The sequence below is a fragment of the Martinezella sp. CNPSo 3732 genome, from assembly GCF_057784515.1.
The window spans coordinates 331,634-355,772 of record NZ_JBXSOO010000002.1; the positions used below are offsets into that span (position 1 = coordinate 331,634).

Annotated in this window: 23 protein-coding genes; 8 read left to right on the plus strand and 15 right to left on the minus strand. The window is 60.1% G+C overall.

All coding sequences use genetic code 11. From position 1 onward, the window contains the following. The first annotated feature begins 24 nt into the window (after positions 1–24). Together AC13RM_RS06485 and AC13RM_RS06490 are read left to right on the plus strand one after the other, a co-directional pair. Complete coding sequence (locus AC13RM_RS06485; protein WP_374816167.1) at positions 25–600, plus strand: TRAP transporter small permease subunit; 576 nt, start codon at positions 25–27, stop codon at positions 598–600. Beyond that, the gene (locus AC13RM_RS06490; RefSeq protein ID WP_374816169.1) at positions 600–2,369 is read left to right on the plus strand and encodes a TRAP transporter large permease; all 1,770 of its coding nucleotides are present in this window, start codon (positions 600–602) and stop codon (positions 2,367–2,369) included. The genes AC13RM_RS06485 and AC13RM_RS06490 overlap by 1 nt, the downstream gene beginning before the upstream one ends. A 109-nt stretch (positions 2,370–2,478) precedes the next feature. On the opposite strand, the gene dctP is transcribed toward AC13RM_RS06490, so the two are convergent. From dctP to AC13RM_RS06520, 6 genes are all read right to left on the minus strand, one after another. Beyond that, positions 2,479–3,588, minus strand: coding sequence for a TRAP transporter substrate-binding protein DctP (dctP, locus tag AC13RM_RS06495; RefSeq protein WP_015339378.1), 1,110 nt, complete (start codon positions 3,586–3,588; stop codon positions 2,479–2,481). A gap of 145 nt (positions 3,589–3,733) precedes the next feature. Beyond that, positions 3,734–5,794, minus strand: a complete 2,061-nt coding sequence (locus AC13RM_RS06500) for a prolyl oligopeptidase family serine peptidase (protein WP_488554712.1) — start codon at positions 5,792–5,794, stop codon at positions 3,734–3,736. 118 nt (positions 5,795–5,912) lie between these two features. After that, a complete protein-coding gene (locus tag AC13RM_RS06505) occupies positions 5,913–6,806 on the minus strand; it encodes a polysaccharide deacetylase family protein (protein ID WP_374816174.1) in 894 nt (297 codons plus the stop codon). Between the two features lie 105 nt (positions 6,807–6,911). Next, the gene (locus AC13RM_RS06510) at positions 6,912–8,801 is read right to left on the minus strand and encodes an ABC-F family ATP-binding cassette domain-containing protein (RefSeq protein ID WP_374816175.1); all 1,890 of its coding nucleotides are present in this window, start codon (positions 8,799–8,801) and stop codon (positions 6,912–6,914) included. Positions 8,802–8,850: 49 nt separating this feature from the next. Continuing rightward, a complete protein-coding gene (locus tag AC13RM_RS06515; RefSeq protein WP_374816176.1) occupies positions 8,851–9,351 on the minus strand; it encodes a hypothetical protein in 501 nt (166 codons plus the stop codon). Positions 9,352–9,507: 156 nt separating this feature from the next. Beyond that, positions 9,508–10,017, minus strand: coding sequence for a DinB family protein (locus AC13RM_RS06520; RefSeq protein ID WP_374816177.1), 510 nt, complete (start codon positions 10,015–10,017; stop codon positions 9,508–9,510). A gap of 193 nt (positions 10,018–10,210) precedes the next feature. Between AC13RM_RS06520 and ndk the strand changes: the two genes are divergently transcribed. After that, positions 10,211–10,633 carry a nucleoside-diphosphate kinase gene (gene ndk, locus AC13RM_RS06525; protein ID WP_113229569.1) on the plus strand — a complete coding sequence of 141 codons (423 nt, stop codon included), beginning with the start codon at positions 10,211–10,213 and terminating at the stop codon, positions 10,631–10,633. Positions 10,634–10,707: 74 nt separating this feature from the next. Here ndk and AC13RM_RS06530 read toward each other — a convergent pair whose 3' ends face one another. Continuing rightward, complete coding sequence (locus AC13RM_RS06530; RefSeq protein ID WP_374816179.1) at positions 10,708–11,229, minus strand: hypothetical protein; 522 nt, start codon at positions 11,227–11,229, stop codon at positions 10,708–10,710. Next, the gene (locus tag AC13RM_RS06535) at positions 11,226–11,774 is read right to left on the minus strand and encodes a CGNR zinc finger domain-containing protein (RefSeq protein WP_374816181.1); all 549 of its coding nucleotides are present in this window, start codon (positions 11,772–11,774) and stop codon (positions 11,226–11,228) included. Before AC13RM_RS06535 ends, AC13RM_RS06530 begins: the two co-directional genes overlap by 4 nt. A 66-nt stretch (positions 11,775–11,840) precedes the next feature. Between AC13RM_RS06535 and AC13RM_RS06540 the strand changes: the two genes are divergently transcribed. Next, the gene (locus AC13RM_RS06540) at positions 11,841–12,737 is read left to right on the plus strand and encodes a branched-chain amino acid ABC transporter permease (RefSeq protein WP_113229572.1); all 897 of its coding nucleotides are present in this window, start codon (positions 11,841–11,843) and stop codon (positions 12,735–12,737) included. A 3-nt stretch (positions 12,738–12,740) separates the two neighbouring features. Here AC13RM_RS06540 and AC13RM_RS06545 read toward each other — a convergent pair whose 3' ends face one another. The 5 genes from AC13RM_RS06545 to AC13RM_RS06565 all read right to left on the minus strand — a co-directional run bounded on the left by AC13RM_RS06545 (position 12,741) and on the right by AC13RM_RS06565 (position 17,201). After that, on the minus strand, positions 12,741–13,208 hold the full coding sequence (locus AC13RM_RS06545) for a molybdenum cofactor biosynthesis protein MoaE (RefSeq protein WP_113229676.1): 468 nt from the start codon (positions 13,206–13,208) through the stop codon (positions 12,741–12,743). 140 nt (positions 13,209–13,348) lie between these two features. Beyond that, a complete protein-coding gene (moaD, locus tag AC13RM_RS06550) occupies positions 13,349–13,603 on the minus strand; it encodes a molybdopterin converting factor subunit 1 (RefSeq protein WP_069616328.1) in 255 nt (84 codons plus the stop codon). Next, the gene (pgsA, locus tag AC13RM_RS06555) at positions 13,603–14,190 is read right to left on the minus strand and encodes a CDP-diacylglycerol--glycerol-3-phosphate 3-phosphatidyltransferase (protein ID WP_113229573.1); all 588 of its coding nucleotides are present in this window, start codon (positions 14,188–14,190) and stop codon (positions 13,603–13,605) included. Before pgsA ends, moaD begins: the two co-directional genes overlap by 1 nt. Positions 14,191–14,397: 207 nt before the next feature. Then, a complete protein-coding gene (gene uvrC, locus AC13RM_RS06560; RefSeq protein WP_374816182.1) occupies positions 14,398–16,437 on the minus strand; it encodes an excinuclease ABC subunit UvrC in 2,040 nt (679 codons plus the stop codon). Beyond that, complete coding sequence (locus tag AC13RM_RS06565) at positions 16,434–17,201, minus strand: SDR family oxidoreductase (protein WP_374816184.1); 768 nt, start codon at positions 17,199–17,201, stop codon at positions 16,434–16,436. The genes uvrC and AC13RM_RS06565 overlap by 4 nt, the downstream gene beginning before the upstream one ends. A 364-nt stretch (positions 17,202–17,565) precedes the next feature. Between AC13RM_RS06565 and AC13RM_RS06570 the strand changes: the two genes are divergently transcribed. After that, positions 17,566–18,198 (plus strand): outer membrane protein, encoded by a 633-nt coding sequence (locus tag AC13RM_RS06570; RefSeq protein ID WP_113229576.1) that lies wholly within the window; start codon positions 17,566–17,568, stop codon positions 18,196–18,198. A 104-nt stretch (positions 18,199–18,302) separates the two neighbouring features. On the opposite strand, the gene AC13RM_RS06575 is transcribed toward AC13RM_RS06570, so the two are convergent. Further along, positions 18,303–18,896, minus strand: coding sequence for a glutathione S-transferase (locus tag AC13RM_RS06575; protein ID WP_440479475.1), 594 nt, complete (start codon positions 18,894–18,896; stop codon positions 18,303–18,305). 28 nt (positions 18,897–18,924) lie between these two features. Further along, positions 18,925–19,776: a 23S rRNA (adenine(2030)-N(6))-methyltransferase RlmJ gene (locus AC13RM_RS06580; RefSeq protein ID WP_440479474.1), complete on the minus strand. Its 852-nt coding sequence runs from the start codon at positions 19,774–19,776 to the stop codon at positions 18,925–18,927. 81 nt (positions 19,777–19,857) lie between these two features. On the opposite strand from AC13RM_RS06580, the gene AC13RM_RS06585 reads away from it, so the two are divergent. The 3 genes from AC13RM_RS06585 to AC13RM_RS06595 all read left to right on the plus strand — a co-directional run bounded on the left by AC13RM_RS06585 (position 19,858) and on the right by AC13RM_RS06595 (position 23,888). Continuing rightward, on the plus strand, positions 19,858–21,981 hold the full coding sequence (locus AC13RM_RS06585) for a molybdopterin-containing oxidoreductase family protein (protein WP_440479473.1): 2,124 nt from the start codon (positions 19,858–19,860) through the stop codon (positions 21,979–21,981). Then, on the plus strand, positions 21,978–22,571 hold the full coding sequence (locus tag AC13RM_RS06590) for an NUDIX domain-containing protein (RefSeq protein WP_113229677.1): 594 nt from the start codon (positions 21,978–21,980) through the stop codon (positions 22,569–22,571). Before AC13RM_RS06585 ends, AC13RM_RS06590 begins: the two co-directional genes overlap by 4 nt. Positions 22,572–22,718: 147 nt before the next feature. After that, positions 22,719–23,888, plus strand: coding sequence for an alpha-D-ribose 1-methylphosphonate 5-triphosphate diphosphatase (locus tag AC13RM_RS06595; protein WP_440479472.1), 1,170 nt, complete (start codon positions 22,719–22,721; stop codon positions 23,886–23,888). The last annotated feature ends 251 nt before the right edge of the window (positions 23,889–24,139 follow it).

Sequence of the window (24,139 nt, forward strand, 5' to 3'; positions counted from 1 at the left end):
GAAGAATCGCTGCGGGGGGAAATCATGAAAACATTGCTCGGCTTCAGCCGAATCGTCGACTATGTGACTGAGATCATTGGAAAATCGGTCTCATGGCTTATTCTGGTGGCCGTCTTGGTCAGCGCCGGAAACGCGATCGTCCGAAAGGTCTTCAACACCTCATCCAATGCGTGGCTGGAAGCGCAATGGTATCTGTTCGGTGCCGCCTTCATGCTTGCAGCCGCCTATACGCTCCGGCAGAACGAACACATCCGCATCGACATCGTCTATGGCTCGCTGCCGCGCCGGGTGCAGCATTGGATCGATCTACTCGGCCACTGCCTGTTCCTGATGCCCTTCGTACTGTTGATGGTCTACGATCTCGTGCCTTATGTCCGCATCTCCTTCATGTCTGGAGAGGTTTCCTCGAGCGCCGGCGGCCTGATCATCTGGCCGGGCAAGGCATTGCTGCTGGCGGGCTTCTTTCTGCTGGCGCTGCAGGGGATTTCCGAGATCATCAAGAAGATCGCCGTCATGCGCGGCGATATGGATGATCCGACACCCTATGTGCCGACGCATGCGCCGCTCGATGTCGAAACCCCGGCCGGGGAGGCGCGCTGATGATCGAATTCATTGCCGTGAACATGGCGCCGATCATGTTCGCCTCGCTCATTATTTTCCTGCTTCTGGGTTATCCAGTCGCCTTTGCGCTTGCTGCGAATGGGCTGCTGTTCTTCTGGATCGGCGTCGAGCTCGCCCCTTATTCGGGCGGCACCATCAATCTCTCATGGCCGCTCCTCAATGCTCTTCCGGATCGCTTCTGGGGGGTGATGTCGAACGATACGCTGCTGGCGATCCCGTTCTTCACCTTCATGGGCATCGTACTGGAGCGATCCGGCATGGCCGAAGACCTGCTCGACACCATCGGCCAGCTGTTCGGGCCGATCCGCGGCGGTCTTGCCTATGCGGTGATTTTCGTCGGAGCGCTGCTGGCGGCCACCACCGGCGTCGTCGCTGCCTCTGTTATCGCCATGGGGCTGATCTCGCTGCCGATCATGCTGCGCTATGGCTATGACCGGCGGGTTGCCTCCGGCGTCATCGCCGCTTCCGGCACGCTGGCGCAGATTATTCCACCATCACTCGTCCTGATCGTACTGGCCGACCAGCTCGGCCGTTCCGTCGGCGACATGTATGCCGGCGCCCTCATTCCCGGCCTGGTGCTGACCGGTCTCTACATGCTCTATGTGCTGATCATGTCGATCGTGAAGCCGAACTCCATGCCGGCCTTGCCGAAGGAGGCCCGCTCGCTCGGCTCCGGCGTCACATCTTTGCTGATCGCATTGCTGGTGTGCGCCGGCGTGGCCTATGCCGCCCACATCTATCTGACCCCGACCTATGGCGGGGATGCGGATATTCTCGGTGCCACCGTCGGCGTTGCCTTCATCTATGCCATTGCAGTCGTGGACAAGGGGCTGAAGTTCAACGTGATGTCCCGGCTGGCGCAGCAGGTCATCATCGTCCTCATTCCACCGCTGGCGCTGATCTTCCTCGTTCTCGGCACGATCTTCCTGGGCATCGCGACGCCGACGGAAGGCGGCGCCATGGGGGCAGTCGGCGCGCTTGCGATGGCCGCGGCCAAGGGCAGGCTGAACATGGAGGTCATCCGCTCGGCGCTGACCTCCACGACAAGGCTTTCGGCCTTTGTACTGTTCATCCTGATCGGCTCGCGTGTCTTTTCACTGACCTTCTATGGCGTCAACGGCCATGTCTGGGTCGAGCATCTGCTGGTGTCGCTGCCCGGCGGCGAGGTCGGCTTCCTGATCGCCGTCAACCTCCTCGTCTTTGTGCTGGCCTTCTTCCTCGACTTCTTCGAGCTTGCCTTCATCATCGTGCCGCTGCTGGCGCCTGCGGCCGACAAGCTCGGCATCGACCTCATCTGGTTCGGTGTCCTGCTCGGCGTCAACATGCAGACGAGCTTCATGCACCCGCCCTTCGGTTTCGCGCTGTTCTATCTCCGCTCGGTCGCTGCCCGCGTGCCCTATCTCGACAGGGTGACGGGCAAGCAGATCGCGCCCGTCACGACGGGCCAGATCTATTGGGGATCCGTGCCCTTCGTCGGCATCCAGATCCTGATGGTGGCATTGACGATCATGTTCCCGCAGATGGTCATGCACTACAAGGGAGCGGGAACGGGTATCGATCCCAACACGATCAAGATCGACGTCCCCGGCTTCGGCGCACCCGGCCAGGACAATGGCGGCGGCCTCGGTCTGCCGGGTCTGCAGCTTCCAGGCGGCAATCCCCTTGACGGCAAGCCGGCGGATCAGGGCGGCGGCAATCAGCCGAAGCCGCCAGCCAACGATCTCAGCCAACCTCCATCTTTTAATTGATGCACACGGCGCGCATCGGCCTGCTTGTCGATCCAGCACAACGAAAAACCCCGGAGCATCGTGAACTGACCCCGCTCCGAGGTTCCCTCTTTTGGGATCGGCTATTCGATCAAATCTTCCCAGAGCGCTGCAGCGTCATCATGTAGACGTCGTAGCTGTATTCGGCGACCTGGGTATAGAGATAGTGCTGGCCGCGGAAGCCCTTGATCGATTCCCAAATCTTCTTGAAGGTCGGGTTGTTGGCTTCCATCTCGGCATAGACCTCGTTGGCCTTGTCGAAGCAGGCGTTCATGATTTCGGTGCTGAAGGGCCTGAGCTTCGCCCCTTCCGCGACTACTCGCTTGATGGCGGCCGGGTTCAGGTAATCGTATTTCTGCAGCATGTTGGCGTCCGTCGCCTGGGCGGCCGTGCGCAGCAGCGATTGATAGGCCTTCGGCAAGCCTTCATAGGCCGCTTTGTTGAACATGACATGCACGGTCGGGCCGCCTTCCCACCAGCCGGGATAATAGTAGTAGGGCGCGACCTTGTAGAAGCCGAGCTTTTCGTCGTCATAGGGGCCGACCCATTCGGCTGCATCGATCGTGCCTTTTTCGAGCGCCGGATAGATATCGCCGCCGGCGATCTGCTGCGGCACGACGCCGAGGCGTTCGACCACCTTGCCGGCAAAGCCGCCGATGCGCATCTTCAGACCCTTGAGATCGGCAACCGTGTTGATTTCCTTGCGGAACCAGCCGCCCATCTGCACGCCAGTATTACCGGCCGGGAAGCCGATCAGTCCCTGCGTCGCCAGGAATTCGTTGAACATGTCGATGCCGCCGCCGTGATATTGCCAGGCATTCATGCCGCGGGCGTTGAGCGCGAAAGGAACGGCAGCTCCCAAGGCCCAGACCGGATCCTTGCCCCAATAATAATAGGCGACCGAATGGCAGGCCTCGACGGTTCCGGCCGAAGTTGCGTCTGCCGCCTGCAGACCAGGCACGATTTCGCCCGCCGCAAACACTTGGATGTTGAAATTGCCGTCTGTGGCCTCAGACACATATTTCGATAGCACTTCGCCGCCGCCATAGATCGTATCGAGCGATTTCGGAAACGACGATGTCAGGCGCCAGTTGATCTTCGGATTGCTCTGGGCAATGGCCGGAGCGGCAAGTGTTGCAGCTGCTGCAACAGAGCCGGCGCCGGCGACGCCGGCTTTCCGCAGAAATGAACGACGATCCATCTAATACTCCCCCCGGATACGAGCGGGCGGGCTCGCCCGCTCTTCGTGATCACGACTGCAGCTAATCACGCCCCTCGACGCGTTTCAAGCGTATCGGAAGCTGGTGCAACCATTGATTTTTGCTCGAACCCGGAAGAGGGGCGGCCTAGAGGTTTTTGCCTTTCACGATCGTTTCCCGCAGGAAGCTGTAGCCCAGCGCGGTACGTGTCGCGCGTTCCGTCGAAGCGCCGTCACCGCCATGGCCACCCGAGCCGAATTCGTGGAACAGCGGGTGATGACCGAGCGCTTCCAACTGGGCTGCGAAGCGCCGGGCATGCGAGGGATGAACCCGGTCGTCATTGCTCGAGCTTTCGATGTAGATCGACGGATAAGTGATCTCGGAGGCAGGCTTGACATTGTGCAGGGGCGAATAGGTCAGCAGGTAATCGCGGTCCGCCGGATTGTCGGGATCGCCATATTCGTCGATCCAGGCTTTTCCGGCCGGGAAGACATGGAAGCGGGTCATGTCCAGGACAGGCACCTGGCACCAGATCGCGCCGAAATCCTGCGGATAGCGTGTCGTCATGACGCCAGTCAGCAAACCTCCATTGCTGCCGCCATTGCCGGCAATGCGCGATGGCTTGGTATAGCCGCGGGCGACGAGATCGCGGGCGACGGCGGCAAAGTCCGCGAATGCCCTGTGGCGACCTTGGCCTTTTGCGACGCGGTGCCAGTTCGGGCCGAATTCGCCGCCGCCGCGAATATAGGCCATGACATAGGCGTTGCCTTGTTCCAGCCAGCGGCCAATGACGCCGGAATAATAGGGGCCAAGCGAAACGTCGAAGCCGCCATAGCCATACATCAGCACCGGCAGCTCGCCCTTTGTCCAGTTCTTCGGCAAGACGATATGATAGGGTACTTTCGTACCGTCTTCGGAAATGGCTTCCAGCAGGAGGGAGGTCATGCCTTCGCTGTCGAAATAGGTCGGTGAGCTGCCAATGTGCTTGAGTCCAAGCGGGGTCTGGCGATCGCCAAGATCCAGCCGGTAGGAGGAGGGCGGCTGCAGAAAGCCGGCGCCATAGACCTGCAGCGTATCGTCGCCGAGATGCAGATCGGAATAGAGTGGCGAGACCGACACCGTCTGAACATCGTCAGGCAGCGCGATTTCGCGGATTTCGGCATCGGTCCTGGTCAGATCGAGAACGAAGAGATGCGGTTGCATATTGTCCGAGACGATGAAGACGCACCATTCGCGCAGCAGCAGGAATTGCGAAACCGATTGGCGCTCATTGGGCGAAAACAGGATGCGTCTTTCATCAGCATTGCTCTTGCTGGGCTCCCGCGGCAGGGGCTGCAGGGCCAGGCTGCCGGCCGGGATCCGTTCGTCTGTCTTGGCAAGCCAGATCAGATGGGAGTGGTTGAACCCGAACTCGGCATCCTTCGGCAAGTCGATCCGTCGCAGCGAACCGTCCCCATCCTCGATGAAATGGCTGGCGCTGCCGATTTCGTGACCTGCGCTGAAGATCCGGATCGGCCTGGCCGCATCTCCGGTCGCAAGACCGGCGAGCTGCGGATCGAAGATCGAACAGGAGCCATAGATGTCGCTGTCTTCGGCGGCATAGAGTACGGGCGCATCCGCCGGCGACTGGCCACGCCTCAGGCGGCGGCCGACACGCGGCCAGCCGGAACGCGTCGAGGATTCGCGGTCGATGGAGCCGAAATAGGCGATTTCGTCGCGGCCGAGCCAGGTCGCGTGACTGCGCACGGCCGGCGTGTCGAAGCCGCCTTTGACGATGCTCTTCGTCTCGCAATCGAATTCGAGCATGCGAATGGGATCGGAGCCGCCATCGGAAAGGCAAAGCAGCACGCGCGTCGGCTCCCACGGGCAGGTGATGGCGCCGCGCCAGAGCCATTTCCTGTCTTCCTGTGCACAGAAAGCATCGAGATCGAAGATCGGTTCCCACGGCGCATCGGGCAGAGGCGCGAGATCGGCCGGCAGCCGATACCAGCGACCAAGCGGATGATCGGCGCTGCGATGAAAATCGAACAGCCAGTTGCTGCGCCGGGTGGTAGTGATCAGCCGATCCTCGCGTTCGATCATCTCCTTGATCGCGTTGCGATCCGCCTCGAATTCCGGCGTCTTCAGCAGCCGCTCGGAGTCCGCATCCATTTTGGCGACGAATTGCAAGGTTTGCGGATCGTCGTCGCGTTCAAGGTGGAGGTGCATGGCGGCTCCAGATTCTATTGCTGATAGTGATGAGGCATCAGCAAATCAAAATAAGGGCGCAGAAGCAACCGTGCAGCCGCGCCCTTATTGTCCATGGATTTTTCGGTATTGACCCGCCTTAGCGGACCATCTTGGTATCAGCCTGTGCGACCAGATTGGTCGCCGGGGCCGGTTCGCGCTTGTATTTCAGCGTGACGACCTTGTAGCCCTCATTTTCCAGCCGGCGCAGGAGAACAGGGAGCATCCTGACAGTGCGCTGGTGGATGTCGTGCATCAGAACGATGCCGCGGCCGCGCTGATGGAGCTGCTTCATGGTGCGATCGACGACCGAGGCGGGCGTCGAGGTGAAGTAATCCTTGCTATCGATATCCACGTCCATGACGATCATATCGCGGGCTGCAATTGCGGAGCGCAGGCGCTTGGAGTCGGCAAGATAGGGGAAGCGGAAGAAGGGAACATCCGTGCCGATCGCCTTGGTGACAGCATCCTTGCCGCGGGCGATCTCGGTCATCGCCGCATCGAAGGTCATCTTGTCGAGATCGGGATGGCGGAAAGTGTGGCTGCCGATCGCATCGCCATGCGCAAGCACCTCGCGTGCCGTCGCCGGATGAGCCTGCGCCATTTCGCCGACCATCATGAAGGCGGCCTTGACGCCGAATTTATCGAGCGTGGCGAGAATGCGTTCCGTCTTGCCCGGAGCCGGGCCATCGTCGAAGGTCAGAATGACTTCCTTGTCGGCGAGCCTGATATCCTTGAGCGAAGAGACCTCCAGCGTGCGGCCGGCAAGATTGTGCGGGCCGCTCAACTCCGCCAGATCATCCCGGGTTTCGAGATCGGCGACGAGCCATTTCTTCGGCTCCATCTCGATGGGATCATTGGCCTTCAGCGGCTTGTGGCGCGGCTCTTCGGCGGCATAGCTGCTCTTGAGCGACGCTTCATTGCCTGGTTTCGTGGCGCATCCTCCGAGAGCCAGGGACACGGCGAGACCAGCTAGCAACACACGGTAGTTCATCAGAATCGCTCAACAATATGTCTATGAAAGTTGAGCGCATTTTCTGCAGTTATGGTTAATGATCGGTTAGGATCGGCTGCGAATTCCTTAACGAGCCGTCAGGTTTCAGCCGGCCATGCCGCTTTCATATTCCGATGACAGCTCGAGCCATTGCTCCTCGGCGGCCGCAAGCTTCTCGGCGGCATCCGCACGCTGCTTTGCCTTTTCCGCAGCCTTTGCTGGTGCCTTCTCGTAGAGGGCGGGATCCGCAAGTTCTACATCAAGAGCCTGAATCAATTTCTCAAGCTTGCCGGTCAAGGATTCGATTTCGTTGATCTTCTTCTTGAGCGGCGCCAGCGAAGCACGGCGGTCTGCATTCAGCTTGCGTTGATCCGCCTTTGAAACGGAATCGTCGCCCGCACTCGCCTTCGCTTTGTCATCTTTGGCTTTCGGGCTGGCCACGACGAGGCTGCGGTATTCTTCGAGATCGCCGTCGAAGATGGAGACGGTGCCATCGCGCACCAGCCAGAGACGGTCGACGGTGGCCTCGATCAGATGGCGGTCGTGCGAGATCAGGATGACGGCGCCGGAATAATCGTTCAGCGCCTGGATCAACGCATTGCGGCTGTCGATATCGAGATGGTTCGTCGGTTCGTCGAGGATCAGAAGGTTTGGCGCGTCGAAGGCGGCGAGACCCATGAGAAGGCGTGCCTTCTCGCCGCCGGAGAGATCCTTGACCTGCGTGTCCATCTTCTCCGTCGCCAGCCCCATCTGCGCAACGCGGGCACGCACTTTCGCTTCCGGCGTTTCGGGCATGCGGCGACGTACATGTTCGACGGCCGTCTGGTTCGGAATGAGATCGTCGAGCTGATGCTGGGCGAAGAAGCCGATCTTCAGGTTCGGTGCGAGCCTGACTTCGCCGCTCTCCGCGCTCAGCCGGCCCGAAATGAACTTCGCGAAGGTAGATTTGCCGTTGCCATTGGAGCCGAGCAGGGCGATGCGGTCATCCGCATCGATGCGCAGGTTCAGGCGCTTCAAGATCGGCTTGCCCGGCTCGTAGCCGACGGCCCCGCCGCTAATCGCGATGATAGGCGAAGCGGGCTGCTTCTCCGGCTCCGGAAAGCTGAAGCCCATCACATGATCTTCGATAACGGCAGCGACAGTACCCATGCGTTCCAGCGCCTTGATGCGGGACTGCGCCTGCCGGGCTTTCGAGGCCTTTGCCTTGAAGCGGTCGATGAAGCTCTGCAGGTGCTTGCGCGCCGCGTCGTTCTTAGCCTTCGCCTTCATCTGCAACTCGTCGGCTTCAGCCTTCTGCCGCTCGAACTGGTCGTAGGAGCCGCGATAGAAGGTGAGCTTCTTCTGGTCGAGATGCACGATGGAATTGACAGCCGTGTTCAAAAGATCGCGGTCGTGCGAGATGATGATGACCGTGTGGGGATAGCGGCGGATATAGTCCTCAAGCCAGAGTGTGCCTTCAAGGTCGAGATAGTTCGTCGGCTCGTCGAGCAGCAGCAGGTCCGGCTCGGAAAACAGCACGGCCGCAAGCGCAACGCGCATGCGCCAGCCGCCGGAGAAGGAGGAAGCTGGGCGCTTCTGCGCTTCGTGGTCGAAGCCGAGGCCGGCGAGAATGCTGGCGGCGCGTGCTTCGGCCGAATGCGCATCGATATCGGCCAACCGCGTCTGAATATCGGCGATGCGGTGCGGATCGGTCGCGGTTTCGGCTTCCGCGAGCAGTGCGGAGCGCTCCTTGTCTGCTGCCAGCACGATATCGATCAGGGGCTCCTCGGTGCCGGGGGCCTCCTGCGCAACCTGGCCGATGCGCGCATTGCGCGGGATCGAGACAGAGCCGCTTTCGGCGGCGAAATCGCCGGTGATGATCCTGAACAGTGTGGATTTGCCAGCACCGTTCTTGCCGACGAGGCCAGCCTTTGTGCCCGCCGGAAGCGTCACGTTGGCATGATCGATGAGGAGGCGGCCGGCAATGCGGGCGGAAAGGTCTGAAATCGAAATCATGGCGCGGTTTTGGCCGAACTCGACGCTGAAGGCAAGAGCACGAAGTCGCTTAGGCGCCGGCGTCTTGCGAGGATTTCGAGAGGTTGGCGCAGTTGCGCAGCCGCTCCGTCAGCTCCGTCTCATAGAGCATGAGATTGCTGAGCGAGGCATTGAGACTGTCGAGGGCGGTATCGGCATGCGGAGCCGTATCGATCTTGCGGGCAAAATGCTGCTTCTTCCTCAGCCCTTTGGCGAGCTGATCCGCCACTTCGCGCAGCATTTCGGCCGCATCGCTTTCCGATTTGCGCGCCACCAGCCCGCAATGGCTGACGAGACGATACTTCAGGCCGATCTCATCGAGCCCGCTTTGCGAGGGACGAGGGCCAAGCGCCTCTATTTCTTCGGCAAGATGGCGATCCTGCCCGTAAAGCGCCTCATGAAAAAGCTGATAGTTGCGCGGCAGGTTCTTGACCTTCAGCCGCGTCATGAAGCGGCCGATGATCTCAAGCTCGGTTTCCGTTTCATCATCATTGATGGAATATGCCGAAACGCTTGTCTGCGAGTTCTTCATGCCTGCTTCTAACCGTGAGCTGATATATCTTATCAATCTGCAGGTTCGCAGGTTAAGGGAACATGAACAAAGTGCCTTAATCACGCTGCATCGCAACAAAATGAGGCAGGTGCTCAACGTTTTGGCGAAAGCAGAAAACAGCGGTTCGCTTCTCGCTCACATCCAGCGTATCCCTTCGCTGCGCAGGAAGTTAAGCAGATCCAGCACCAGCGACGGCTTGCCCACGGATGTAAGAATGGTATGGCATTGGCCGCGGTGGTGGGTGTGATGATTGAACATATGGGATACCGCCGCATGGAGGGGAACGGTAATGGCGCCCGGCCGCAGGATTGAGGTATAGGTGATGTCGACCGCAAGCGCCTCGGCATTGAGTGTTTCCAGCCATGTGATGATATTTCGATCTTCCGCCTCCCGTAAGCTGTAAAGTCCTTTCAGCGTGTCATGCAGGACGGTATCGAGTGACGCCGGCACCCCGCCGGTGCCGTTAAAACGGTGCATCCACAGCCGGTCCGCTATCAGCAGATGGTTCAGCGTTCCGTGGAGCGAACCGAAGAAGGCGCCGCGATCCTCGTGGAATTCAGCGTCGCTGAGGTCTGCCGCGGCGTTGTAGACTTGAACATTGGCCCAACGATTATAGTCGGCAAGCATCCTGAAATGTCTGAGCATAGGCGTCTCCTCTTATAGTGGCAGTGATGTTATCGCGAAGTTCGGTGGCGGGCAGCCGCTTCGCCACCCAGCGGATCGCGAATCGACCGCTCCGACCGTGACAGCGGCGTGAAATTGGCCGATCCCCCTTGTTTTCGGGCCTTGGGGCAGGTAAAGACCGCCCCACTTTTCTCTGATTACAAGGAATGGACCCATGGCGATTGAACGTACTTTCTCGATGATCAAGCCGGATGCGACGAAGCGCAACCTGACTGGCGCCATCACCAAGGTTTTTGAAGACAACGGCCTGCGCGTCATCGCCTCCAAGCGTGTCTGGATGAGCAAGCGCGAAGCAGAAGGCTTCTACGCCGTTCACAAGGAACGTCCGTTCTTCGGCGAACTCGTCGAAGGCATGACCTCCGGCCCGACCATCGTTCAGGTTCTGGAAGGCGAAAACGCCATCCTGAAGAACCGCGAGATCATGGGTGCAACCAACCCGGCCAACGCTGCCGAAGGCACGATCCGCAAGACCTTCGCCCTGTCGATCGGCGAAAACTCCGTTCACGGCTCGGACGCTCCGGAAACGGCTGCTGTCGAAATCGCTTACTGGTTCTCCGAAACCGAAATCGTCGGCTGAATCGACCTTTCAGCGAAAGCGCTGAACGATTTGAATTGACTCATGAAAGCCGGGGCCTCGCGTCCCGGCTTTTTTCACGCCGGACAGGCAACATCCTTTCCATAGTCGGCGCTGCCATCGCCCTTGAAGACATCTGGATTGGCGGTATAGACCGGGCCGACGACCAGCGGCTTCGTCGGCAGCACGGTCTGATCGAGATCGGATTTGACCTCGGTCTTGATCGTCTGGATCGTCTTGTCGCTGGCATCGATCAGCTTGATCGAGACGGCATAGGGGCGGTCCTTGCGGACGCAATGGAGGTCCGGGCTTTCCAGCGTGATCTTATCCCAGAATGTATAGATCTTCTGGTTGACGACAAGCGGATCGCCGCCGGCCGGATTTTCAAATTCCGCGATCGCCTTTGTTCCTTCAGGGATCGGGGCGATCTTCTTGAGTGTGATCATGTAGCTAGCGCTCGCCACCCGGTAGTTGAAGACGAAGAGGCGACCGGTAAGCTGGGTCGGTCCCTCATCGTCTTTCCGCTGGCAGCCGGCCAGTCCTAGGCCGGCGATGATCGCGACACTTATCGTTGTCAGCACAATCCTTCTTATTGTCATGGCGCAGTCTCCTCCTTCTTGCGCCGGTAGTGCCGGCTGGCTTTGGCCCGGTTGCCGCAAACCGCCATGTCGCACCAGGCGCGGCTCTTGTTCTTGCTGCGGTCGATAAAAAGCCAGCCGCAGTTGCGGCATATTTTCATCCGTTCCGGATCGGGCATGGCGATGAGGCGCAAGGTCGAATGGACTGTCGCGGCATCGAGCCCATCGGATGAGGCGCGCTTCAGGACCCCAGCCAATGCCGCAAGCAGATCGGCGAGCAGCAGATCCGCAGCCTCTCCGAGAACACGCGCCCGGAAATAGCGGTCGATCGCTTCGCGCAATCCGATGAAATCGGTCCGGTTTTCCCGCTTCACCGGCAGAATATCGCCGAAGAGCGCCCGCTCCGCGCAAAAATTGGCAGCCGCTTTCGGGAAGCTATCCATCTGCCCTGCCGCCCCGAAGCGGTCGATCCGGCGCTCGTCGTCATGGCGCAGGATCACGCTGTTGGCGACATCGAGCGCAAGCGCGCCGCCGGAGAAGCGATGTGGGGTCCAGGAAAAGCTCATGACGAAAATTATAACTGGTAAAATGAATTTTGCCAGTTACTATTTGCTGGTTCTTCGGAGGGGTGAATGGCCTATCTTCTGCAGCAATTGGCGAATGCCGTTCCGCTCGCTGCACTTTATGCGACGTTGGCCTTTGGCTATTCCCTTGCATTCGGGGTCATGAAGCGGGCCGATATCACCTATGGCGCGCTCTTCGCCTTTGCTGGCCAGATGCTCGTGCTCTTCACCGATGTCGGTTATACCAAGATGTATCTTATCCTGCCGGCCGCCTTTGCTTTCGGCGCCGTCATCGCCGTCGGTTACACGATCGGCACCAGCTTTCTCGTCGGCCGCGCGATCATGCTGCCGCTGTCGCGCAAATCGCCAAATACCGTGATCGTCGCAGCACTCGGCATGATGATCATCCTGATGGAAACGGCGCGGCTTGCGTCGAATACGCGCGGCATCTGGTTGCCGCCTTTCCTGAACGGCGCAATCGTCTTCTGGGATAGCGGCGGTTTCCGTGTGACGCTGACGGAAATTCAGCTGCTCAACACGGCGTTGATGATCCTTGTCATCCTCTCAGGCGCCTATGTGCTGAAATTCACCGGATGGGGCCGCATCTGGCGGGCAGTGACGGACGATTCCCTTGCCGCCGAGCTTTGCGGGGCGAGCGCCAACCGTGTCTTTCTGCTGGCCTATGTCGCGTCAGCCCTGGTGGCAACCATCTGCGGTCTGCTCGCCACCTCCTATTACGGAACGATGGATTTCGGGGCAGGGCTGATGTTCGGGCTGAAGGTCCTGATGATCGCGGCGGTCGGCGGCTATTCCGATCCGCTGAAGTCGGCCGGCGGGGCCGCGCTCCTCGGCCTGACGGAGACGATGTGGGGCGCTTACGGCCCGTTCCTGTGGCGCGATTTCGTCATCTTCTCGCTCCTCGTCCTGCTGCTGGTCATGAGCCGGCGCGAAAGAGTGGTGCCTTGAAGCTTACGTGTTGCCGGCCCACTTGGCCCGCGCGGCATCGTCGGCATCCCTAGCCGAAACCCAGCCACCTTCTTCGCCATCCTTGCCATGCTCCTTTTTCCAGAAGGGCGCAGAGGTCTTCAGAAAATCCATGACGAAATTGGCACCGTCGAAGGCGGCCTGCCGATGCGGTGCCGCGGCAATGACGAGCACGATGTTCTCGCCCGGCGGAATCTTGCCGTAGCGATGGATGGCGGTCAGGCCGAGAAGTTCGAAACGCTCGATGGCCAGCTTGGCGATGCGGGTGATCTCCGCCTCCGCCATGCCGGGGTAGTGCTCGAGTTCGAGGGCGCCCAATGTGCCGCCTTCGTCACGGCAAAGCCCCGAGAAGGTGACGACTGCGCCGATATCGTGCCGCCCGGAGGTTAGTTGGCCGATCTCCGCCTGGAGATCGAAATCCTCCCGCTGGACTTTGACGAATGGTGAAATCATCGCAATTTCCTTGATCGGCTTCGCAAACATGCTGAGGTGCCTCTCGACCCTTCGCCAAGGCATCCTGAGCCTGCCGAAGGGGCGTTCGTCGCTGCAATCGATTCACTGGATCGATTGCTCGGGCGTTGCCCGACCGCTCCTCACCCCCCTGTCATCGGCGGGAAGAGGCCGATTTCACGCGCTCCGGCGATCGGCTCATCGTGCTCGGCGTGCTCCATATTGATCGCGACACGGATCGCCTGCGGGAATTGAAGTGCGGCCTCGTATTCCTCGCCCAAGCCCTTCAAATGACTCAGGAGATCGCCGACGGTGACGACATCGGCGGGAAGGGAAATCTCTTCCTCGGCCTTGCCGATCCGCTCACGCACCCAGGCGAAATAGACGAGTTTCGTCATCATTCCTCATCCACGACATGCTTCAGCCCGGCCCGGAAATAATCATAGCCGGTATAGATGGTCAAAAGCGCTGCGACCCAGAGCAGGATGATGCCCATCTCCGTCGTATAGGGTAGCACCTTGTCGCCTGCCGGCCCAGCCAGAAGGAAGGCGATGGCGACGAGCTGGGCTGTCGTCTTCCATTTTGCGATGCGGGTTACGGGAACGCTGACTTTCAGCGCTGCCAGATATTCGCGCAGGCCCGAAACCAGGATTTCGCGGCAAAGGATGATGATGGCCGCCCAGAGCGACCAGCCGGCAATGGTACCGTCGGCGGCAACCAGAAGCAGGATCGCGGAGACCAGCAGCTTGTCGGCGATCGGATCGAGCATCCGGCCGATATTGGAGGTCTGGTTCCAGATGCGTGCGAGATAGCCATCGAGGAAATCGGTGATCGAGGCGATGACGAAGATCCAGAGCGCGACCCAGCGCGCGAAATCCGAACCCTCCAGCTTGCCCTCGACGAAGAAGCATAGAACGATCAGGGGTACGCAGATAATGCGGCCGTAGGTGAGCAGATTGGGGATGCTGTAAGCGCGCGAAGCCATGGAAATCGTTTCGTTTCTGTTGTCTCGACCGAACCGGCCTGGGCACTGTTGATCCCATCCCGCTGAAGTCGTTTGATGGAGTGTGACCACCAAAAACCGCTCCGCACTTTTTGGTGGTCACGCCCTAGATGATGGTTTGGTCAGTTTATCGTCAATATTGTTTCTGTTTTTTCACCGCTATTGCGTGGAATTTGCGACGAGCTTTCCCTATTTCGCGGCGTCCTCGTGGAAATGGTTATAGACCTGACGCGCCACCGCTTCGGAAATGCCCTCGACTGCCATCAGGTCGGAAAGGGCGGCTCGCGACACGGCCTTCGCGGTGCCGAAATGCTGGAGAAGCGCGCGCTTGCGAGAAGGGCCGATGCCGCCGATCTCGTCCAGCGGATTCCTAACCATTTCCTTCTTGCGGCGGGCGCGGTGAGAACCGATGGCGAAGCGGTGGGCTTCATCGCGTAGGCGCTGGATGAAATAGAGCACGGGATCGCGCGGCGGCAGCGAGAAGCTTTCGCGCGATGGCGCAAAGAAACGCTCGCGCCCGGCCTCGCGGTCGACACCCTTGGCGACGCCGATGGCGATGACGCTGTCGGTGATTCCGAGCTCCTCGAGAATGGCGCGCACGGCCGTCATCTGCCCCTGGCCACCGTCGATGAGGATGACGTCGGGCCAGGCAGGGAACGCGCGATCGGCGGCCTCGACGCTGGTGTCGGTCTCACCGTTGCGGTCGGGCTTGCCTTCCTCCTTCAGTAGACGAGAGAAGCGGCGGGTCATGACCTCGCGCATCATGCCGAAGTCGTCGCCTGGCGTGATGTCGGTCGATTTGATGTTGAACTTGCGGTACTGGCCTTTGACGAAGCCTTCCGGCCCGGCCACCACCATGCCGCCGACCGCATTCGTGCCCATGATATGGGAGTTGTCGTAGATCTCGATACGCTGCGGCACGTAGGGAAGTTTGAAGGTTTCCTTGAAGCCTTCGAGCAGCCGCGATTGCGAAGCGGTTTCCGCCAGCTTGCGGCCATGCGCCTCGCGGGCATTGGCGATGACATGCTCGACCAGATCGCGCTTTTCGCCGCGCTGCGGCACGAGAATCGTGACCTTGTGGCCGGCCTTCTCGCTGAGGGCCGCCGCCAGCAGCTCGATTTCCTCAACCGTCTCCGACAGCAGGATCTGCCGCGGCACGGGCTTGTCGTCATAAAACTGCGCCAGGAAGGCGTTCAGCACTTCGGCGCCGGAGAGCGATGGATCGGCCTTCGGGAAATAGGCGCGGTTGCCCCAGTTCTGGCCGGTTCGGAAGAAGAAGACCTGGATGCAGGAAATGCCGCCCTCGTGGTGGATGGCGAAGACATCAGCTTCCTCGACGCCGGCCGGGTTGATGCCCTGATGGCTCTGCACATGCGAGAGCGCAGCCAAACGGTCGCGGAAAATGGCGGCGCGCTCGAAATCCAGATCCTCGGCGGCGGCGTTCATCGCCTCGGCCATATGCGCCTTGACGTTCTGGCTCTTGCCGGAAAGGAAGTCCTTCGCCTCCTGCACCAGCTCTCCATAGCCTGCGTCGCTGATTTCGTGCGTGCAGGGGCCGGAACAGCGCTTGATCTGATAGAGCAGACAGGGCCGCGTGCGCGTCTCGAAGACGCTGTCGGTGCAGGTGCGGATCAGGAAGGCACGTTGCAGCGAATTGATGGTGCGTCCAACGGCGCCCGCCGAAGCGAAGGGGCCAAAATAGTCGCCCTTGCGGGCGCGGGCGCCGCGATGCTTGAAGATCGCCGGCGCGCGATGATCGCCCGTGATCAGAATATAGGGAAAGGATTTGTCGTCCCGCAGCAACACGTTAAAGCGCGGGCGCAAGCGCTTGATGAGATTCGCTTCCAGCAGAAGCGCTTCCGTTTCCGTGCGCGTGGTGACGAATTCCATATTGGCGGTTTCGCGCACCATGCGGGCGATGCGGTTTGAATGCACCTTGCCCAGCGCATAGTTGGAAACACGCTTCTTCAGGTTTCGCGCCTTGCCGACATAGAGTACGTCGCCGGCTTCGTTGAACATGCGATAGACGCCGGGATTGTTCGGCAGCCGCTTGACGAATTCGGCGATCAGTTCAGCGCCGCGAAGCCCGGTCTCGTTCTTTCCGCCTTCGTTCCAATCGACAGGCGCAACAGGGGAGGCGGCGGCATCGCCTTCCACCTCGATGTCGTCTTCGATATCCTCTGATTCGTCGTAGAGAACGCCGCCATCGGGCAGCTTTCTTCCATTCATTCCGCACTCTCCGACACATCTGGCGTTTCCCAGGCAAGGTGCTGGCCGCCATCGAGCGCTATCATTTGGCCCGTGATCGAGGGCGTGTCAAAAAGAAAGCGGATGGTCCGGCCGAATTCTTCGAGCCCCGGTGCCGCCTTTAATATGAGGCCGTCGATCTGCGCTTGAAAGTCCTCTTCGGTCTGCCGCACGCTGCGCACGGTCGGGCCCGGGCCGATTGCGTTGACGCGGATGCGCGGCGCAAAGCTCTGCGCCATCGTCTGAGTCGCCGTCCAGAGGGCAGCCTTCGACAGTGTATAGGAATAGAAGCGCGGATTGAGCGCCCAGACCCGTTGATCGACCATGTTGACGATCAGGCCCGGATGCGGTTCGGTAAGCTGCCGGACGAAATCGGCAGCCAGAATCGACGGCGCCCGCACATGGATTGCGAAATGCGCCTCGAAGGCTTCTGCGTCAAAATGATCGGCGGAATCACCGAGGAAGGCAGAGGCATTATTGACCAAAAGATCGAGTGGGCCGAGGGCGTCCGCCGCCCTTTCGACAAGGGTTGAAGTCTCGCTCAAATCCTGCAGATCCGCCTTGATCGCAATAGCTCTCCGGCCTATTTGCCGCAGTTTCGCCGCAATTTTCTCAGCCTCGGTGAGGGACTGATTGGCATGCAACGCCACGGCGAAGCCATTAGCCGACAAATCCTCGGCAATTGCCAGGCCTATTCTTTTGGAGGCGCCGGTTATCAACGCCGTGCGTAGTTTTTCCTGGCTCAAGAGATCGCCTTTTGCTCATTGTTACCCAATCGATGCTCATATAGGGCTTCGATACACCATATGAAAAGATGCATGAGCGAATGAAGCGCCTCGGGGTTTCTTATGTAAAACTTGCGATATATTTAGTTTAAAACAAGTATACACGGTTTAACCAATGATTAGGGTTAACAATTCCTCTGTTGCGATGAAGCAACATCGAAATTCAGCCACGTCTGTGCCACAATGATATCATATTTTGGCTCTTCCATTTCCTCATTTGCATTCCAATTTCAACCTCGATCCGGGAGGGATATGTTTTAATTGCTCGTGGCGCTTCGAAGTCAAGGACAGTAAGCGGGGCACACGGGACTGAAAGGAGAAAAGTATGCGTACTCTTATCACGACCCTCATGGTCTCCGCTTTCGCTCTCGGCGGCTACACCGCAGCTCAGGCTGCCGACGCTGTTGAGCAGATTCCGCAGCCGCCCGTCGCTCAGGAAGCAGCTCCGGCCGTCAACAACTGGTCCGGCTTCTACATCGGTGGTGCAGGCGACTGGAACAAGGGTCACTTCACCCGCAATGGCAACGGCTACGGCTTCGGCGGCCAGGCCTTCACCGGCTACAACTGGCAGCAGGGCCAGATCGTATACGGCATTGAAGCAGACCTCGGCTACGCAGGCATTGACAGCACCCGCAACGGTCTGACCGCCAAGAACGGCGTCAACGGCTCGGTTCGTGGCCGCCTCGGTTACGACTTCAATCCGTTCATGCTGTACGGCACGGCCGGTCTGGCACTCGGCCAAAACAAGCTCGAAGATGCTACCTCGTCCGACAGCAAGACGGCTGTTGGCTACACGGTCGGTGCAGGTGCTGAAACCTTCATCACCAACAACATCACCGCTCGCCTCGAGTACCGTTACACGGATTACGGCAAGAAGAACTTCGACCTCGACTCCGGTCGCTTCTCTCGCGGCTACGACGAGCAGAGCGTCAAGGTCGGTATCGGCGTCAAGTTCTAATCACTTGACGGCATAGAATAAAGAAAAAGCCGGGGTTCACGCCTCGGCTTTTTTGTTGACCCGATATCAGTTGCCGATGTGACGCGAGACGTCGCAGAACCGCTTCAGACTTGCGGCTTCATCGTAGGAAAATCGGGGAAATGCTTCTCGAACTTGCGTGCCCAGTCCGTCAATCCCGCATAGTCCGCTTCCCACTGCCCTTCGAAACGGAGCTGCAGATAGCCGACGAGAGAGGCAAGCGCGAAGTGACCCGCATGCAGCTTCTTACCGATCTTCGGCGGCTCGGCATCGAGATGGGTGAGGGCGCGGCTGACCTTCGCCCACTGCCGGTCGATCCAGGGCTGATGCTGCTTCTCGGGTTCGCGAAAGCGGCGCTCGTAGACGATCGACAGCAGGCACTCGTTGGTGCCGTCGATCAGCGCTTCCAGAACTTCGATCTCCGTGCGCTTGCCTTTCTTCGATGGGTAGAGCCCGCCCTCGCGCCGGTCGAAATAATGCATGATGGCGCGGCTGTCGAAAATCGCTTCGCCGTCGCCGGTCAGCAATGTCGGGATCTTGCCGAGCGGATTGTTGTCGATCAGCAGTGTCGGACCGGCATTCGTGTCGACGTGTATTTCCTCGAGCTTGATGCCGAGATGGCGTGCCGCCATGCGCACCTTGCTGGAGAAGGGGGAGGTGGACGAGCAAAGAAGTCTCATGAAATCACCTGTAGGTATGTGGGAAAGTTCAATGCTCGCCACGCAGCCAGAAGGCGCGCTGCGAGGCGAAGCGGTCCTGCGCCAGGATATCCTTCAAGACCGGCAGCAGCGCATGCAACTCGTCCTTCAGCGTGAAGGGAGGATTGACGATAATGAGGCCGGAGCCGGTAAGCCCGGTGAAGCCGCGATCGCTTTTGACGCTCAGCTCGGCGCAGAGCATTTTTGGAATTTCCAGCGCCTGTAGCGCCTCGTGGAAAGGCTTGATAGGCGCATCCTTCTTGATCGGATACCAGAGGCAATAGGTGCCGCCAGGAAAGCGGCGCCAGGCCTTTGCGAGGCCGTCGATCAGCCGCTCATATTCCCCTTCCTCTTCGAAAGGCGGGTCGACAAGCACGATGCCGCGCTTCTCCTTCGGCGGCAGATGCGCACCGAGCGCCAGCCAGCCGTCCAGCTCGGTAACACGGGCATGATGATCGCCCTCGAAGAGCCGGTGCAGCCGCTGAAAATCGTCCGGATGCAGCTCCATCGCAGAAAGCCGGTCCTGCGGGCGAAACAGCATGCGGGCGAGCTTCGGCGAGCCGGGATAGAGCCTGAGGCCGCCTTCGGGGTTCAATTCCCGGATGGCGGCAAGATAGGGCTCTAGCAGGTCGGCGACCTGCGGCACGAGTTCCGCCTCCAGCACCCTGCCGATACCGTCACGCCACTCGCCGGTCTTCTGCGCTTCCTCGGAGGAAAGATCGTAGAGTCCGATGCCGGCATGGGTGTCGAGGACACGGAACGCCTTGTCCTTGTTCTGCATGTAGCGGACGAGGCGCGTGAGGATTGCGTGTTTCAAGACATCGGCGAAATTGCCCGCGTGGTAGATGTGCCGATAGTTCATCGTCGTTGAAGTCCGCATGAATTGTTGAGATGGGCCGGATTGTCTCTAGTGGCCGGACATCGCTTGAAATATACAAACATCATGAACATTGCGACCCCTATCCAAGCCAAATCGCGCATCGGCCACACGGCCTGTCCGCATGACTGTCCCTCCACCTGCGCGCTGGAGGTCGATCTGACTGAGGACGGCAAGATCGGCCGGGTTCGCGGTGCCAACGACCATTCCTACACGTCAGGCGTCATCTGCGCCAAGGTCGCCCGCTATGCCGAAAGGCTTTACCATCCCGATCGCCTGATGAAGCCGCTGCGCCGCGCCGGCGCCAAGGGCGAGGGGCGCTGGCAGGAGCTTTCCTGGGACGCGGCGCTGGATGAGATCGCCGAAGCCTTCGTCAAGGCCGAAGCTAAGGACGGCAGCGAGGCGATCTGGCCCTATTTCTATGCCGGCACCATGGGCTGGGTGCAGCGCGATTCCATCGAGCGGCTTCGCCATGCCAAGCGCTATTCCGGCTTCTTCTCGTCGATCTGCACCAACCCGGCCTGGACCGGTTTCACCATGGCGACCGGCGTGCTGCGCGGCCCCGATCCGCGCGAGATGGGCCGCACCGACTGCGTCATCATCTGGGGCACCAATGCCGTGGCGACCCAAGTCAACGTCATGACCCATGCGGTGAAATCCCGCAAGGAGCGCGGCGCCAAGATCGTTGTCGTCGATATCTACGACAATCCGACCATGAAGCAGGCCGACATGGCCTTGATCGTCAAGCCGGGCACGGATGCGGCGCTTGCCTGCGCCGTCATGCACATCGCCTTCCGCGACGGCTATGCCGACCGCGACTACATGGCCAAATATGCCGACGATCCCGCCGGCCTCGAAGAGCACCTGAAATCGAAGACCCCGGCATGGGCGGCCGCCATCACCGGCCTTTCGGTAGACGAGATCGAAGCCTTCGCAAAGCTCGTGGGAACGACGAAGAAGACCTATTTCCGTCTCGGCTACGGCTTTACCCGCCAGCGCAACGGCGCGATCGCCATGCATGCTGCGGCGTCGATCGCCACCGTTCTTGGTTCCTGGCAATATGAGGGCGGCGGTGCCTTTCATTCGAACAGCGATATTTTCCGCATGGATGCGAGCGAGCTCACTGGCCGCGCCATGAAGGATCAGGATATCCGCATGATCGACCAGTCGCAGATCGGCCGTGCCCTGACCGGCGATGCCGTGGCGCTTCGCCACGGCGGTCCGGTCACGGCCATGCTGATCCAGAACACCAATCCGCTGAACATCGCGCCGGAACAGCGGCTGGTGAAGCGCGGCTTTGCCCGCTCCGATCTCTTCGTCGCCGTGCACGAGCAGTTCATGACCGATACGGCCGACATGGCCGATATCGTCATCCCGGCCACCATGTTCGTCGAGCATGACGACATCTATCGCGCCGGCGGCCAGAACCACATTCTTCTCGGCCCGAAGCTCGTGGAGCCGCCGCCGACGGTACGCAGCAATCTCTTCGTGATCGAGGAGCTTGCCAAGCGCCTCGGCGTTGCGGATCGCCCCGGTTTTGGCTTCTCCGCTCGGGAGATGATCGACCGGGTTCTGTCGAGGAGCGGCCTGCCGGACTACGATTATTTCGTCGAGCACAAATGGTTCGACCGTCAGCCGGATTTCGAGGAGGCCCATTTCATCAAAGGCTTCGCTCATCCCGACGGTAAGTTCCGGTTCCGTCCCGATTGGACGAACCAGCCGGCGCCGAACCGCCCGCCAGCATCCGTCGGTCTGCTCGGCCCTCATATCGAGCTCCCGGAGTTTCCGGATCAGGTCGATGTTATCGAGGTGGCCGACCCCGAGCATCCGTTCCGGCTCGCTACTTCGCCATCGCGCAACTTCCTGAATTCGAGTTTCGCGGAAACGAAGACATCGCGGCAGAAGGAAGGGCGCCCCGAGGTGATGATCAATCCGGCCGATGCCGAGCGGCTTGATATTGCTCATGGCGAACTCGTTCGCATCGGCAATACACGCGGTGATATCCGCCTCCACGCGCGCGTAACGACGGAGGTGAAGCCGGGCGTGCTGATCGCCGAGGGACTGTGGCCGAACAAGGCTCACGTCGATGGTGAGGGCATCAATGTGCTCACCGGCGCTGATCCGGTCGCACCCTATGGAGGCGCGGCTGTCCACGATAACAAGGTATGGCTTCGCAAGGACGTGGCATGAGTAAATTCGAAAACGCGAAAGCCGAAATCGTCAGCGAAAAGACGCTGGCGGATCAATGGACTCGGCTGAGCACATTCGAGGTCGACTACACGGATTCGCGGGGTGAAAAGCATCGCCTGAAGCGCGAGGTCTATCATCGCACGCCGGCCGCCTGCATCCTGCTTTATGATCCCAGCCATGAAACGGTGGTGCTTGTTCGGCAACACCGTCTGCCGTCGCAGCTTGTCGGCCTGCCGGAGAGAATGATCGAGGTGCCCGCCGGCCTGCTCGACGGCGATGATCCGGAAGCGGCGATCCGCCGCGAAGCCATGGAAGAGACCGGTTTTCGCGTACGCGACGTCCGTTTCCTCTTCAAGTCGATGACGTCGCCCGGTTCCTCGACCGAGGTCATCCATTTCTTCGCCGCCGTGATCGATACCTCCGACCGTGTCACCGATGGCGGCGGCCTTGCGGAGGAGCATGAGGATATCGAGGTGCTGGAAGTTCGCCTGTCCGATGCGATTGTCATGATCGAGAAGGGCGACATCTACGATGCCAAGACGATCATGCTGCTGCAATGGGCAGCTTTGAATGTCGCCAGCTTGAGATAGACCACCGGGTGAGCGGGAGCTTTGTGAAAACTCTGCTCGCCATTCATCACAATGTCACGAATCGAGCTTACCGGGGCGTGCTGGCCGGAAACATTCGAATGTTTCCGAGCCTCCTTCGATCATGGACGCTGTTTCAGGAGAAAGCCGATGTGGCTCAGCAATTTCACGCTCGTTCTTCCCAATGAAGTCGTCGAAAAGGGCGCGGTTCGCATCAAGGACGGCGTGATTGCCGAAATACGCTCGGAGCCGGTGGAGCAGCCGACTTTCGATGGCGGCGGCCGTTTGCTGATGCCGGGATTCGTCGATCTGCACTGTGACATGGTGGAGCGCGAGATCGCGCCGCGTCCGAATGCGATGATGCCGATCGATTTCGGCATTCACGAGCTAGACAAGAAGCTGGCGGCGGCCGGCGTCACCACCGCCTTCGCCGCGCTTTCCTTTGCGACCGAAAGCGTCTACGGCCACGTCCGCTCGCTCGAAACCACCTCGGCTGTCATTCGCGGCATCGGCAGCCTGCGCGACGAGCTCCTGATCGACCACCGTGTCCATGCACGCTACGAAATCACCAATCTCGGCGCGGCTCCGACCCTGGAGCGGCTGTTGGAGGAGGGCTCCGTCGACATGGTTTCGCTCACCGACCATACACCGGGGCAGGGGCAGTATAACGACATCGAAAGCTATATCCGCAGCATGTCGGAGCGCCGGTCCGTGTCGCGGGAAGCTGCCGAGGAAGTCGTCGCACAGCGCATCGCGCAGCGCCAGGACCCTGAGATCGAGCGCAAGCTGCATGACGTGGTTGAACTTGCGTTGAAGCACAGGCTGTCGCTCGCCTCGCATGACGACGACAGTGCCGAAAAAGTCGTCGCGATGCACAATCTCGGCGTGACGATCAGCGAATTTCCGGTGACAGGACCAGCAGCCGAAGAAGCCTGCCGCCGCGGTCTCTGGACCTTGATGGGTGCGCCGAACGCGCTGCGCGGCCAGTCCATGTCCGGCAATCTCAGCGCCCTGGATGCAGCTCGGTCCGGTCTGCTTGGCATCATCGCCGCCGATTATCACCCCGCAGCCTTCGTGCCGGCCATCTTCAAGATTGCGGATGTTGTTGCCGGCGGTCTGCCGGTGGCTGTTGCGACGGCAACCGCCAACGCTGCCCGTTCGGCCGGTCTCATGGATCGGGGTGAGATTGCTGTCGGCCAGCTTGCCGATCTGGTGGCTGTCGAGCCCGGTTCGGTTCACCGCATCCGCGCAACCTTCCGCGGCGGCCGCATCGTCTATAGCGACGGCACGCTGCACCCGCTGATGGCGATTGCGGCTTGAGAAAGATTGTGAGGGTGAGACACTGGCTCCCCCTCATCCGCCCTTCGGGCACCTTCTCCCCGAGGGGAGAAGGAGGGTCGCTATAAACGCCGATCCCGGCAAAAAGCACTTTGCCGGGAAGACTAGACTTCCGCTTCAAAGGAAGTTGCATAACCCCAAACGCGATGGCTTTGCTGAAAGGGGAGCACCTGAAGCGCTTCTCCCTCTCCCCTTGGGGAGAAGGTGCCCGAAGGGCGGATGAGGGGGCGTTT